The sequence below is a fragment of the Desulfurivibrio alkaliphilus AHT 2 genome, assembly GCF_000092205.1.
GTDB lineage: Bacteria > Desulfobacterota > Desulfobulbia > Desulfobulbales > Desulfurivibrionaceae > Desulfurivibrio > Desulfurivibrio alkaliphilus.
Map to the genome: position 1 here is coordinate 2075542 of NC_014216.1, position 12705 is coordinate 2088246.

The window sequence follows — 12705 nt, forward strand, 5'->3', positions numbered from 1 at the left end:
TATAACGTCTTATTTTTAAAGATAAAAAAAAGAAACAACAGGGTGCGGCGAAAGACTTAAAAGACCAAAAGTGAAGGGAATAAACTACACTCGGGAGGGGCCAACGAGGCGATCGCGACGTTATTGGTCAGTTAAACCGGAGAGTTGCTTGAGTTGTATGGATTTTACTGCACCAGGCTTGCATTTCAATCCTTGAACTCACCTGGCGAAATACCATGTTTTTTCAGCATGTTATAGAGATCGGCCCGGTATTTGCCGGCCAGCTTCGCCGCCCGGCTGATGTTGCCGGCGGTGGCCTTGAGCAGATCGCGCAGATAGTTTTTTTCAAAACCGTCCCGGGCATCTTTCAGGGTCGGCAGCGAACTGTGGTCGGCATTGGCCGGCAGGATCAGTTCCGCGCCGATGGTGCCGCTTCGAGCCATGGCCAGCGCAAACTCGATGGCGTTTTCCAGCTCCCGGACGTTGCCGGGCCAGTCGTGCAGCATTAGTTTTTGCAGCGCGGCGGGGGCGATGGTCCTTTTCTTTTTACCCGTCTGCTCGCTGTGCCGGCGGAGGAAGTACTCCACCAGGGGCGGGATGTCTTCCTTTCTATCCCGCAAAGGCGGAATATGCACCGGGATCACATGCACCCGGTAGAACAGGTCTTCACGAAAGGCACCTTTTTTCACCTCCTCCTTCAGGTTCTTGTTGGTGGCGACAATCACCCGAACGTCGATGGGGATCTGCTGTTCGCCGCCCAGGGGCATGATGGTCCGCTCCTGCAGCACCCGCAACAGCTTGCCCTGCAGGGGCAACGGTAACTCGCCGATTTCGTCCAGAAAGACCGTTCCCTGCTCGGCCTGGGCGAAAAGCCCCGGCTTCTTGCGGATCGCGCCGGTGAAGGCCCCTTTCTCGTGCCCGAACAGTTCGCTTTCCAGCAGGTTTTCAGGGATGGCGGCGCAGTTGATGGCCAGGAAGGGAGCTTCCCGACGCGGGCCGGCCAGGTGAATGGCTTTGGCGATCAGCTCTTTGCCGGTGCCGCTGGCCCCATAGATGGCCACGGTGGAGTCGGAATCGGCGATGCGCGCCACCTGGTCGAGCACCCGGCGCATCGGCTCACTGCGCGCGATGATGTTGCCGAAATCGCGTTTCTCCTCGACCAGCTCCCGCAGCCGATGAAGCTCTCCGTTCAGCCGGGCTTGTTCCAGGGCCCGCTCGATCTGCAGGATCAGTTCCCGGGAGTCGAAGGGCTTGGTCAGGTAAGTGAAGGCCCCGCGCGCCATGGCGTCCACCGCGCTCTCAATGCTGCCGTGCGCGGTGAGGATGATCACCGGCAGCCCCGGGTCATCCCGGTGCAGTTCCTCCATCAGGGTAATACCGTCCTGGCTGACCAGTTGCAGGTCGATTACCGCGGCGTCGAACGGCTGTTGGGCCACCAGCCTTTTCGCCTCGTTTTCGTGGCCGACGGCAGCTACCTGGTAACCGGAGGCCTCCAGCCGGATCCGGATCAAATCCAGCAGGTTCAAATCGTCATCGACCAGCAATATCCTTTTGGCTACCATCTCTCGCACCTCAACGGGTGAGCTGCCTTTTCTGCTCTTCGATTTGCCGGTCTATCTGGCGCATCTTGTCTAAGACCTCGAAGAGCCCAAGCCAGACCCGGGCCTCTTCAGCCAGGCGACTGTCGGGAAATTCGCCGGCAATGCGGGCGAAATAATCCCTGGCCTGCTGGTAATCCCGGGCCGGATTGTCGCCGTGGGCGTAGATCAGGCCCAGGTTGTAGAGCGCCTCGTCGGCCGGCGGACCGGCTCCGGCCTGCTGCAGAATTTGTTCGTTTTTCCTCGCCGCCTCTTCAAAATTCTGATCTTCAACCAGCGGCCGGGGCAGGGCCGCCGTCGCCTCGGACGCTGTTTTTAGCCGCTCCGAGAGGGTGGCGATGGCCAGGTCCCTGGCGGCCATGGCATCGTATAGATCGACCAGGATGTTGGCCTCCGGGACCAGCGGCGAGTTGGGAAAGTGCCGGATCAGTTGCGCGAAGTATTGTCTCGAGAGCTGGGCATTCCTGTCTTTGAAGGCGGGATCGGCGTAAACCAGACCCAAGACATACAGGGCCAGGTCGACCGGAGCCTCGGCCTCGCTTGCCCCCATTACCGCTTGGCTTTGCCGGATCACGATGTCGAAGGCGCCGGCGGCCAGGTGCTCGCGGTAGCGGGCCAGCTCATGCTGGGCGGGGCGTTCGGCGGGGGGCGACGGCACCGGCGCGCAAGCCGCCCCCGCCAGGGCCAGGATCATTCCGCCAACGGCAAGGTAAAGTAAAAAGTGCTGCCTTTTTCGATTTGACTGGTCGCCCACACCTTGCCTCCGTGCGCGAGAATGATCTGCTTCACCATGGCCAGCCCAAGGCCGCTGCCTTTGACCTTGTCGCTCCGGGCCGGAAGCACCTGCTGGAACTTGAGAAAAATGCGCTCCAAATCGCCCTCGGGAATGCCGATGCCGGTGTCTTGCACGGCCACTTCCAGCATCTTGTCCCGGACCGTGGCGGTCAGGGTGATGGTACCTCCTTCCGGGGTGAATTTAATGGCGTTGCCCACCAGGTTGCGCACCACCTGCATGATTCTTTCCTGGTCCACATTGACCGGCGGCAAAGCGGCGATGTGGTTTACTATGCGTACCCCCTTGGCCTCGGCCAGGGGCTGCAACCCCTGCAGGGCATCGCGGACCAGGGTGGACAAAGAGGTCCGGGAGTAATGATCGACCACCATCCCTGCTTCCATTCTGGCCAGGTCCAGCAGGGAGTTGACCCGGTTGATCAGGCGGTCACTTTCTTGGGAGATGATTAACAGGATGCGCTGCTGATGATTATTGATCTCCCCGCCCACGCGGTCAAGCAAAATGTGGGTCCCTTCCTTAATGGAAGCCAGGGGCGTGCGCAGCTCGTGAGACATGTCGGCAAAAAAGGCCGATTTCAGGTTGTCCAGCTCCTGTAGTTTGTGACACATGCTGTTGAGGGCTATGGCCAACTCTTTAATGATCGGAGGCGATGCGATTTGGAGATCACCCTGAAAGTTGCCATGGGCGATCTCCCGGGTCTTGGCCTTGATGACCTGCAGCGGTCGAGTGATGCTGCGAGTGACCACCGCGGCCACCAGCAGACCGATAAACAGCGCCCCGATGGTGATCAAGACGGCGATGACGGCGGCCTGCTCCCCGGTCTCTCGCAGGTTGGAGATTTTGGCAAACACGCTCTTTTCGCTCGCCTGCCGGATGCCCTGCAAGGTGGCAATCAACTCGGCAACCACCTGTTGCTTCTCCTCATCGTACCGCTCGGCGTCATAGGCCGTAGCGCTCCGGCGCAACCGGTGCTCCTCCTCGGCCAGCCTGGTAAATTCAAGGTGCTGCAAGGTGACGGCCTGCAGGGCTTGGTTAATCTCGGGATCATCCAGCTCACCTTGGGCGATCTGCAGCAGCCGTGCAAACTCGACCCCGTCCTCCAGGTAGTTGCGGTAGAGCTGCTCATCGTTCAGCAGCACAAACAGGCGCTCGTTGCGCGCCTGGGAAAGCAACAGGTCGGAGAGCCGGCCGGAGAACTCCACCACCGACGCGTCATGCTGAACGATGGACTGCACCACCTGGTTGAACCGATTGAGGTGGTAGATAAAAAAGAGGCTCACCCCGGCCAGCATGACGAAAAAGACCAGGGAGCTGATAAGCAGGCGTGCGAAGATAGACAGTTTCAAGGTCGACGAGCCCGGTTTCAGGTTGTTTTTAACATTTTTCACGACCTCCGGAACTCCAGACCTTTAAGCCGATCAACAACATCGTTGCCCGGCCCACAATAACAATACCAAAAGCGAAGTTTAATTTCTCCAGCAAAAATGTGCAAATTGCCGCTGGACTTAAAAGGCTTTGATCAGGGGGAACAGCTTGGTTCCGTTTCCGGTAATCGGAACCAGGGCAGTTCGGTTTTCCGAACTCGGAATCAAGCCGCAGGCCCCGCTCCCCAAACAACTGACCGTAAGATCATCGTTTTATTTTTTGGCCGGCTTGGCATGCATATTGCTCCAACATGATTGCGAAACATAAACCCTGCCAGGTTTAACCAGGTTGCCATTAGCGGTTAATGGCTGATAGATAAGGAAGGAGGAACATACCATGAAATATCAAACCTTAAGAATGTTGTTCGTGGCCCTGTGCGGCTTGCTGATTGCCGCACCAGCTTACGCCCTGACCATCACCCCAACTACTTATAACGGCACGGCTTGGGACTATGGCACGAATGCGTGGTCGGGCCTTGAGACCTCGACCAGCCAAATTAAAGATATTATTGAACCGATTGTTGAGCCATCCGTAGAGCTCTATAAGGCGGAATACGTGTCTGGACAAGCATGGGGCCAGGAACAAGGTTCCTTGTCCGGTAGCTATAACACCATTTTTGGGCCAGCCGCAGCTGACCCGACGAGCGCCACGATCGAGTATGTGGGAGGTGACTTCGTCGGCCCCAACGCGTACGCACTGGTCAAGGATGGTAAAGGCCCTCCGGGTTGGTACCTGTTTGACTTGACAGCCGCCGGATGGAACGGCATAGACACTCTGTTTTTTGAGGATTTCTGGAAAGATGTTAATGGTGCCATTTCGCATGTGGCCCTGTACGGCGAAAGCACCCCCGTTCCGGCTCCCTCGGCCCTTCTTCTATTGGGCACCGGTTTGGCCGGGCTGATCGGGCTGGGGCGGCGGAGGATGCAAAAAGCCTGAGCTTGCCAAACCAAATAAAAGTCGCCATTATAACAGGGGCAGGACCATGCATTTGGCCCTGCCCCTGTTTGTTAACCAGCCGCGAGCAACCACCCAACCACGAGGAACACGAATACTCATGAAGCACTGCAAGCTGTTGTCTTTTGCTGTTCTGCTGGCCTGGTCCTTGCTGTTGCTGGCCGGCTGTGGCGACCCCGAGCAGAAAAAGCAGGCCCACTACGAGAAAGGGCTTAATTACGCGGCTCAGGGAGAGCACTCGGCCGCCATTCTGGAGTTCAGGAACGCAGTGCGCATTGACGGCCGCTTTGCCGACGCTTACTTCCAGCTGGGCCTGGCCCACCTGGCTACCGGTAACGCGCAAAACGCGCTCCAGGATTTTGAGCGGGCCGTCTCGGTGGACCCCGCCAACCACGACGCCCTGCTCCACGCCGCCCGGCTGCTGCTGGCCGGCAACCAACACGCGGAAAGCCTGCAGCGGGTGGAGAAAGTCCTGGCCGCCGACCCCGAACACCTGGAAGCCCAGATCATGCTGGCCACCATTACCCTGATGAAGGGTGAGCCGGAACGGGCCGCCGCCGTGGTCGAGCAGGCGCTGGCGAGCCACCCCGAGCTGGACCGACTGCACCTGCTACAGTCCCAGATTTACCTGGCCCGGCAACAACCCGCCGCGGCGGAAGCCGCCCTGCAAAAGGCCCTGGCTTTACCGCCTGCAGACATCGGCAAGCACCGGGCGCTGGCCTCATTTTACCTTAACCAAAACCAAGCGAACAAAGCCGAAGCCCAGCTGCGCCAAGCTGCCGCCGCCTTTCCCGACTCCCCCGCACCCCACCTGGACCTGGCCGTCATCTACGCCCAGCGGCAGGAGCTGGACAAGGTTGAGACCAGCTTTGCCGACGCCCTTGCCGCCGCCCCCCACAACCCCGACATCTACCTTCGCCTGGGCGCTTTTTACCGCGAACAGGGCCGCCTGGAGCAGGCCGAGGCGGCTTACCAGGAAGCCCTGACCAAAACCGAAGCCAAAGCCGACATCCGGGCGCAACTGGCCGACCTTTACTTCAACCAACGGCAAACCGAGCAGGCCGCCGCCCTGGTGGAACAGGTGCTGCAGGAAAATCGCCGGCATCCCCTGGGCAGCCTGGTTCAGGCCCGGCTGCTGGTTAACGAGGGAAAAAACGACGAGGCCATCACTATTCTTTCCCGCCTGGTACGAGACCACCCGCGCTGGGGGGAACCATTTTACGTAAAGGCCCAGGCCCACTTCAACAAGGGCGAAAACGAACTTTCTCATCAGGACGTCGAAAAGGCGGTCAGGCTTATTCCTCGCCACGCCGGGGCCCGCACTCTGCTGGCACAGCATCTTTTTCAGCAACGAGATCTGGACGGGGCCCGCAACGAAGCCCTGGTGGCTTTGCAGTTACAACCCAACAACTTCCGGGCCGCCATCATCCTGGGGCAGGTTTTTCAGCGCAACAACGAGCTTGACGAGGCCCTGCAACTCTTTACCAGGATGAACTCTTTGCTGCCGGACAACCTGGAGGTGCTGCATAACCTGGGGGTTACCCACCTGGCCCGGCAAGAGCACCGGGAGGCCGCCACCATCTTCGAAGAGATTTTGAGCAAAAGACCTGATTTTACCCCGGCCCTGGCGTCCCTGGTGGCCATCAAAATGCAACAGCGGGATCTTGACGCGGCCATCGAGCGGGTGACGGCGCAAATTGAAAAAGCGCCGAACCAAGCCGATTACCGACTGCTGCTGGGCGAGTTGCACCTTGCCGGCAATGATTTTGACGCGGCCATTACCGCCCTGCGCCAGGCCCAGGAGCTGGACCCGGCGGCGCTGCGCCCCTACCTGCTGATCGCCAGGCTGATGACCGAAACCGGCAGAACCGACGAGGCCATTGCGGAATACCGGGCCTTGCTGGCCAAACGCCCGGAGTTGACCCCCGCCCGCATGAACCTGGCCGTCCTGTTGCAGCAAAAGGGCGATGACGCCGGCGCCATGGCTGCGTATCGTGAGATTCTGGCCCGGGCCCCCAACTTTGCCCCGGCTGCCAACAACCTGGCCTGGCTGCTGGCCCACGAGCCAAAGCCGGATCTTGGCGCCGCGCTGCGGCTGGCCATGCTGGCCAAGGAACAGGCCCCCACCGATCCGTACGTTGCCGACACCCTGGGGCTGATTCATTACCTGCGGGGCTCCCACGATCTGGCGATCCGGCAGCTAAGCCAGGCCGCGGCCGCTCTGCCCGACAACCCCACCATAGGCTACCACCTGGCCCGGGCCTTGCGAGCGGCAGGCAACAAAAAGGAGGCGGAAGAGGAGTTGCAAAGAACTCTGCAACTGGACAATGACTTCCCCGAACGGGAAAAGGCGCAAAAACTGCTCACCGACTGGCAACAGCAAACAAGCTGATATGGCCCAATACGCCTAGAAAAACTCGAAAGGTTGAAAACCCGAACCACAGTGCGCCTTCTAATTTCCTGATTAGACGCACTTATGGGCAACGAAGTTCGTTTTTCCGAAAAACGAACTTGCCGCTTTGACCAAGCCGTTCCAGGTTTGCTTTTTTTATCATTCCATTTCAACACTTTACCTTCGCGGCAAGCAACAGGCATTATTTTTGCAGTGAGCGATGGTTAGTTAGTTGTTCCCACGTTGGCGCCGATCGGCGTTGGCAAAAGAATCGGGAAGGCTCAGCCCGCAGGCTCACCCCATGGAGGAGAGAAAGTCATGAAAGGGAAGAAAAAGTATCTGGCACTGCAGTTGGCGGCTACTGTCATGATGGCAGGACTGGTAGCCAATAGCAACGCTGACGCTGCTTCGATCATCATGGAGGGCGACTACGTTAGAACGGCGATCAGCAACGATGGTACCCTGGGTTATGGCGGCATTACTTCACCCGGCCTGCAGCACGACCCAACCGGCACCCGCACCTGGGGCGTCGAAGATTACCTGACCCCGGGCGACCCTTGGGAATGGTTCGGGGTAACCACCAATGAAACCGGCACCAAAGGCAACAACAACAACGGCTGGCCCAACAATATCGCCACCACTGCCGGGCCAACCGATCTTTCCGGACTCACTTACGACAACCATGTGACTTGGGCTGGCCTGTACTCGGGCTATTTCACCATTGAGCATGAGTACATGTTCAACGATGATTACGAGAGGATCGACATCCTGACCACCATTGGCGCCCTGGTCGATTTAACCGAGGTCCGTTTCTTGCGGGCCATTGATCCCGACCCCGACGTTAGGACGTACGGCACTTACGACACCATCAACAGCCGCGGGGCCACCGGGGTGGCGCCGGAGGATTTCGTCAATTCACAGGGTGCCTACACCGGCCTGACCCTGGGGCTGTATTCCAACTCCTCCATCACCCACAATACCGGCATCTCCAGCTGGTGGACCACCGATCCCAATTTTTACCTGGCCGGCACCGATGACGGCGACGGTGACTATGTTATTGGCTTGGCCTTCAACATCGGTAGCATGCTGGCCGGCAGCTCCGTTGTTTTGAACTACTCATACGTGATGGGCGGTACGCTTGACACTGTCGACTTGCCCGATCCTCCTTCTCCGGTTTCCGAGCCAGGCACCATGCTACTGTTCGGCGCCGGCTTGGCAGGACTGGCGGCGGTCAGGAGGCGCAATCAGCTGCATAGCTGATCTTTCGTCGAAACGTACTGCTCAAAACAAAAAAGGCAGTGGGTGTCGGTTTCGGCCCACTGCCTTTTTTTCAGGGAAAACCAGCCGCCAGAAACCTGTTTTGACACCTGAAATGCGTCATACCTATGCCATCGGCGATATCCACGGTTGCCGGGAAATGCTGGAGCGTTTGCTGGCACTGATCAAGCCCCAACGGGAGCGGGACACCGTGGTGGTGCTGGGTGATTTCATCAACCGGGGGCCGGACTCCTTGGGCACCGTGGAGCTGCTGCGCCGGCAGCAGCGTCTTTACAGGCATTTCCTGGTTTTACGCGGCAACCACGAGCAGATGCTGCTGGATTACCTGGCCGGCCGCAACCGGGAGATTTTTCTGGCCAACGGCGGCCAGGCCACCATCAACAGTTATCTGGGCGGCCATGGCGACAGCGCCCCCGAAGACGACTCCTGGCTGCCCCCCGAGCACCGGGACTGGCTGGCCGCGTTACCCTGCAGCTATGAAAACGAGCACGGTATCTTCGTTCATGCCGGCCTGCAGCCAGGGGTACACATCAGCCAGCAGTCACGACACTGGCTGCTCTGGGCCCGGCAGGAGTTTTTAGAGACCGACCACGATTTCGGCAAACCGGTGATCTTCGGCCACACCCCATTCAAGACGGCCCATATTACCCGCAACCGGATCGGGATCGACACCGGCGCGGTTTATGGCGGTCGCCTATCGTGCGTGGTACTGCCGGAAGAACAGATCATCAGCGTATAGCGTATTGACCTGCTTCACCGCGAACTGGAAAGGAAATAAAAAAAGAGGGGGGATTGGCAATGAATGAACCGGCGACAAGCCCGCTGATGGGAATTGATGACACTCTTTTTCTCTCCACTCGGCAAGAAAGTGAAAACCTGCAGGACCGGCTGCTTAAACTCTACCATCTCTATTCCGCCAGCAAAGCATGCTGCATGGCCATGAAAGTCAGTGCGCTGCTGGCCAACATTGTTGCTCTGCTGAAAAAAACCCTCGAAATCGAGGAGTTCTACCTTCTCCTCCAGAATGAGGAGAACGGCTCTTTTGAGATGTGGGCCGCCGATGAACAACTGATGGAAATCGCTGATGAGCTGACTTTTCGTGCCGGCACTGGCCTGTTCGCCTCGGTTATCAAGAATGGCAAGCCACTGCTGGTTCAGAATATCGATAAAGACGACATACGTTTCATTCTATACAAGAAGAAGCTGCCCGATGTCAGTTCGCTGCTTTCGCTGCCGCTGCTCGGCGCCACCGGACAGGTTTTTGGACTGTTAAATATCCACAAAAAAAATGGCCGTTGTTTCGACCACAAGGACGAGCTGTTCCTGTTTTCACTGGCCCAGAACATGGCTCTTGCCCTGGAGCGGACCCGTCTACTGGAGAAGGCCCAGCAAGAGGCGATGCACGATGAGCTAACCGGGATCTACAATCGCCGTTTTCTCTTTGACTACGCGCACAAAGAGTTATGCAAAAACTTGCGGAGCAACGCTGCTTTCTCTTTGATGCTGCTGGACATCGATCATTTTAAGCAGATTAACGATAACTACGGTCATCTTTACGGCGATCAGGTACTGCGCGATATGGCCACCACCTTGAAATTTAAAATTCGGCAGAGCGATGTCCTGGCCCGCTACGGCGGAGAGGAATTTGCGGTACTGCTGCCAAACACCGCCGCCAATGCCGCCTTTAACCTGGGGGAAAAACTTCGCCTGGAAGTGGAAAAGAAGGGGATAACGCCGCCCGGCAAGACTCAACTGGAAAAAATGACGGTTACGGTTGGGCTTTCCTCTTTTCCCGCCGACAGCAACAGCCTCGACCAGCTTTTTTCGGTGGCGGACCAAAGGCTGTACAAGGGTAAAAGCGCCGGGCGCAACCGGACGGTCGCCATCTAGCCCGAAGCTAGAAAAGCTCTGCCTGGCGGAAGGGCTGGCCCTGTTGGTCTTTGGCGGCCAGTTGGGGCGGGTCGGGGAGGGGCCAGGAGATGGCCAGGTCGGGATCGTTCCAGATGATGCAGCGTTCGTATTCCGGGGCGTAGTAGTCGGTGGTCTTGTACAGAAATTCGGCGGTTTCCGACAGGGTGACAAAGCCGTGCGCAAAGCCGGGGGGAATCCAGAGCTGGTGCTTGTTGGCCGCCGACAGATGCACCCCCACCCACTGCCCGCAAGTGGGGGAAGCGCGGCGGAGATCCACCGCCACGTCGAACACCTCGCCCTGCACCACCCGTACCAGCTTGCCCTGGGCCTTGGGCGGCAACTGGTAATGCAGGCCTCGCAACACCCCCCGGCGGGAACGGGAGTGGTTATCCTGCACAAACTCACCGCTTACCCCGGTGGCCTGTTCAAACACCCGCCGGTTGAAGCTTTCATAGAAAAAACCGCGTTCATCGCCGAACACCTTCGGTTCCAGCAACATCACCTCGGGTATCGCCAGCCGCCGGACCTGCATGTTAAAAAACCTCCTGCTGCAGCAGATCCAGCAGGTAGCGGCCATAACCGTTTTTGGCCATGGGCTGGGCCAGGGCCGCAAGCTGTTCATCGTTGATCCAGCCCCGGCGCCAGGCCACCTCTTCCGGGCAGGCCACCTTCAGCCCCTGTCGCCGCTCCAGGGTGGCGATATAATGCCCGGCCTCCAGCAGCGAGTCGTGGGTACCGGTATCCAGCCAGGCATAACCCCGGCCCATGATCTCCACCGCCAACCGGCCCTGCTCCAGGTAGAGCCGGTTCAGGTCGGTAATCTCCAACTCCCCCCGGGCCGACGGCCGCAGGCTTTTAGCCAGCTCCACCACCTGATGGTCGTAAAAGTAAAGGCCGGTAACCGCGTAACGGGACTTGGGCCGGGCCGGTTTTTCCTCCAGGGAGAGCACCCGGCCCTCCTGGTCGAACTCCGCCACCCCGTAACGCTGGGGATCATTGACGTGGTAGACGAAAATGGTGGCCCCATCCTGCTGCCCCATGGCACTTTTCAGCAACAGCTGCAGATCGTGCCCGAAGAAGATGTTGTCGCCCAGCACCAGGGCGGCGGACTGCCCGGCCAGGAACTCCTCGCCGATGATAAAGGCCTGGGCCAGCCCGTCCGGGCTGGGTTGCACCGCGTAGCTAAGCTCCAGGCCCCACTGGCGGCCGTCGCCCAGCAACTGTTGAAAACGGGGGGTATCCTGGGGGGTGGAGATGACCAGGATTTCCCGGAGGCCGGCCAGCATCAGCAGGGTCAGGGGGTAGTAGATCATCGGCTTGTCGAAAACCGGCAGCAGTTGCTTGGAAACCGCCAGGGTGGCGGGATGCAGCCGGGTGCCGGCCCCGCCGGCCAGGATAATCCCCTTCCGGGGTGGATTTTGGGGTGTCGTCATGGCGCCAGCAACTCCTTTAAGGCACGTTTAACGTGGAACTGCCAGGGGGGCAGCGTCAAGCCAAAAGCTTGCTCCAGGCGGCGGCAGTCCAGCCGGGAGTTGGCGGGCCGGGCCGCCGGGCGGGGATATTCGGCGGTGCTGATGGGTTTGATCTGCTCCGGGCCAAGCTGCAACGACGCCCCCAGCTTACCGGCCTCGCCCACGATAAAGCGGGCATAATCGTACCAACTGGTCTCTCCCGCCGCCGTGCAGTGATAGATTCCGCCCGACGCCGTGCCGGCCTGCAGCGCCGGCAGAGCTCGGGCCGTTACATCGGCCAGCAGTTCCGCCGCGGTGGGGGCGCCAAACTGGTCGGCCACCACCGTTAAACTACTCCTTTCCGCCGCCAGGCGCAAAATGGTTTGCAAAAAATTTTGCCCCCGGGCAGCAAAAACCCAGGAGGTGCGCAAAATTAAATAGTCCGCGCCGGAGGCAGCAATGGCCTCATCACCGGCCAGTTTGCTGCGACCATACACGGAACGGGGATTGGGCGGATCGGTCTCCAGGTATGGCCCATCTTGGTCGCCATCATAAACGTAATCGGTGGAAAAATGGACCAGGGGAATCCCCAGCGCCCTGGTCTCGGCCGCCATGGTGGCCGGGGCGACCTCGTTAACCGCCCGGGCCGTTGCTTCCTCGCTCTCGGCCAGATCCACTGCGGTAAAGGCCCCGGCATTGATGATGGCGGACGGGTCAATATCCCGAATCGCCGCCCGTACCGCCGCCGGATCGGCCAGATCCACCTGGCCTCGGCCCAGCGGCAGCAACGGCCCCAGCAGGACCAGGCTGCGCTGCAGCTCCCACCCCACCTGCCCTTCGGCCCCAAAGATGATCAATGGCCTGGTCATGAACAACTCCTCTTACCAATTTGCCACAAGGGGTCGTGTCACGGGGAGAAAACCT

General features: G+C 59.3%; 11 protein-coding genes. 5 read left to right on the forward strand and 6 right to left on the reverse strand.

Annotation, left to right across the window (positions count from 1 at the left end; genetic code table 11):
• Positions 1–185: 185 nt before the first annotated feature.
• The 3 genes from DAAHT2_RS09065 to DAAHT2_RS13945 are packed head-to-tail and all read right to left on the reverse strand — an operon-like array spanning position 186 to position 3758.
• Complete coding sequence (locus DAAHT2_RS09065) at positions 186–1541, reverse strand: sigma-54-dependent transcriptional regulator (protein ID WP_013163994.1); 1356 nt, start codon at positions 1539–1541, stop codon at positions 186–188.
• Between the two features lie 10 nt (positions 1542–1551).
• Positions 1552–2271, reverse strand: coding sequence for a tetratricopeptide repeat protein (locus tag DAAHT2_RS09070; protein WP_013163995.1), 720 nt, complete (start codon positions 2269–2271; stop codon positions 1552–1554).
• The gene (locus DAAHT2_RS13945) at positions 2268–3758 is read right to left on the reverse strand and encodes a sensor histidine kinase (RefSeq protein ID WP_013163996.1); all 1491 of its coding nucleotides are present in this window, start codon (positions 3756–3758) and stop codon (positions 2268–2270) included. Before DAAHT2_RS13945 ends, DAAHT2_RS09070 begins: the two co-directional genes overlap by 4 nt.
• 373 nt (positions 3759–4131) lie before the next feature.
• Between DAAHT2_RS13945 and DAAHT2_RS14870 the strand changes: the two genes are divergently transcribed.
• From DAAHT2_RS14870 to DAAHT2_RS09100, 5 genes are all read left to right on the forward strand, one after another.
• Positions 4132–4731, forward strand: coding sequence for a PEP-CTERM sorting domain-containing protein (locus DAAHT2_RS14870; RefSeq protein WP_013163997.1), 600 nt, complete (start codon positions 4132–4134; stop codon positions 4729–4731).
• A 118-nt stretch (positions 4732–4849) separates the two neighbouring features.
• The gene (locus tag DAAHT2_RS09085) at positions 4850–7141 is read left to right on the forward strand and encodes a tetratricopeptide repeat protein (RefSeq protein ID WP_041718917.1); all 2292 of its coding nucleotides are present in this window, start codon (positions 4850–4852) and stop codon (positions 7139–7141) included.
• A 318-nt stretch (positions 7142–7459) separates the two neighbouring features.
• Entirely contained in the window at positions 7460–8401 is a 942-nt protein-coding gene (locus DAAHT2_RS09090) for a PEP-CTERM sorting domain-containing protein (protein ID WP_013163999.1), read from the forward strand.
• A gap of 100 nt (positions 8402–8501) precedes the next feature.
• Positions 8502–9158 (forward strand): metallophosphoesterase family protein, encoded by a 657-nt coding sequence (locus tag DAAHT2_RS09095; RefSeq protein WP_162014302.1) that lies wholly within the window; start codon positions 8502–8504, stop codon positions 9156–9158.
• A 59-nt stretch (positions 9159–9217) separates the two neighbouring features.
• On the forward strand, positions 9218–10309 hold the full coding sequence (locus tag DAAHT2_RS09100) for a sensor domain-containing diguanylate cyclase (RefSeq protein ID WP_013164001.1): 1092 nt from the start codon (positions 9218–9220) through the stop codon (positions 10307–10309).
• Positions 10310–10316: 7 nt separating this feature from the next.
• On the opposite strand, the gene rfbC is transcribed toward DAAHT2_RS09100, so the two are convergent.
• Genes rfbC through rfbD form a run of 3 tightly spaced genes read right to left on the reverse strand, consistent with a single transcriptional unit; the run spans position 10317 to position 12650 of the window.
• On the reverse strand, positions 10317–10862 hold the full coding sequence (gene rfbC, locus DAAHT2_RS09105) for a dTDP-4-dehydrorhamnose 3,5-epimerase (RefSeq protein WP_013164002.1): 546 nt from the start codon (positions 10860–10862) through the stop codon (positions 10317–10319).
• 1 nt (position 10863) lies between these two features.
• Positions 10864–11763, reverse strand: coding sequence for a glucose-1-phosphate thymidylyltransferase RfbA (gene rfbA, locus DAAHT2_RS09110; RefSeq protein ID WP_013164003.1), 900 nt, complete (start codon positions 11761–11763; stop codon positions 10864–10866).
• On the reverse strand, positions 11760–12650 hold the full coding sequence (gene rfbD / locus DAAHT2_RS09115; protein WP_013164004.1) for a dTDP-4-dehydrorhamnose reductase: 891 nt from the start codon (positions 12648–12650) through the stop codon (positions 11760–11762). Before rfbD ends, rfbA begins: the two co-directional genes overlap by 4 nt.
• Between the last annotated feature and the right edge of the window lie 55 nt (positions 12651–12705).

Coding starts and splice junctions, on each gene's coding strand:
- rfbD (WP_013164004.1), bottom strand. CDS start 12,650: ATGACCAGGCCATTGATCATCTTTGGGGCCGAAGGGCAGGTGGGGTGG.
- rfbA (WP_013164003.1), bottom strand. CDS start 11,763: ATGACGACACCCCAAAATCCACCCCGGAAGGGGATTATCCTGGCCGGC.
- DAAHT2_RS09100 (WP_013164001.1), top strand. CDS start 9,218: ATGAATGAACCGGCGACAAGCCCGCTGATGGGAATTGATGACACTCTT.
- DAAHT2_RS14870 (WP_013163997.1), top strand. CDS start 4,132: ATGAAATATCAAACCTTAAGAATGTTGTTCGTGGCCCTGTGCGGCTTG.
- rfbC (WP_013164002.1), bottom strand. CDS start 10,862: ATGCAGGTCCGGCGGCTGGCGATACCCGAGGTGATGTTGCTGGAACCG.
- DAAHT2_RS09070 (WP_013163995.1), bottom strand. CDS start 2,271: ATGATCCTGGCCCTGGCGGGGGCGGCTTGCGCGCCGGTGCCGTCGCCC.
- DAAHT2_RS09085 (WP_041718917.1), top strand. CDS start 4,850: ATGAAGCACTGCAAGCTGTTGTCTTTTGCTGTTCTGCTGGCCTGGTCC.
- DAAHT2_RS09065 (WP_013163994.1), bottom strand. CDS start 1,541: ATGGTAGCCAAAAGGATATTGCTGGTCGATGACGATTTGAACCTGCTG.
- DAAHT2_RS09090 (WP_013163999.1), top strand. CDS start 7,460: ATGAAAGGGAAGAAAAAGTATCTGGCACTGCAGTTGGCGGCTACTGTC.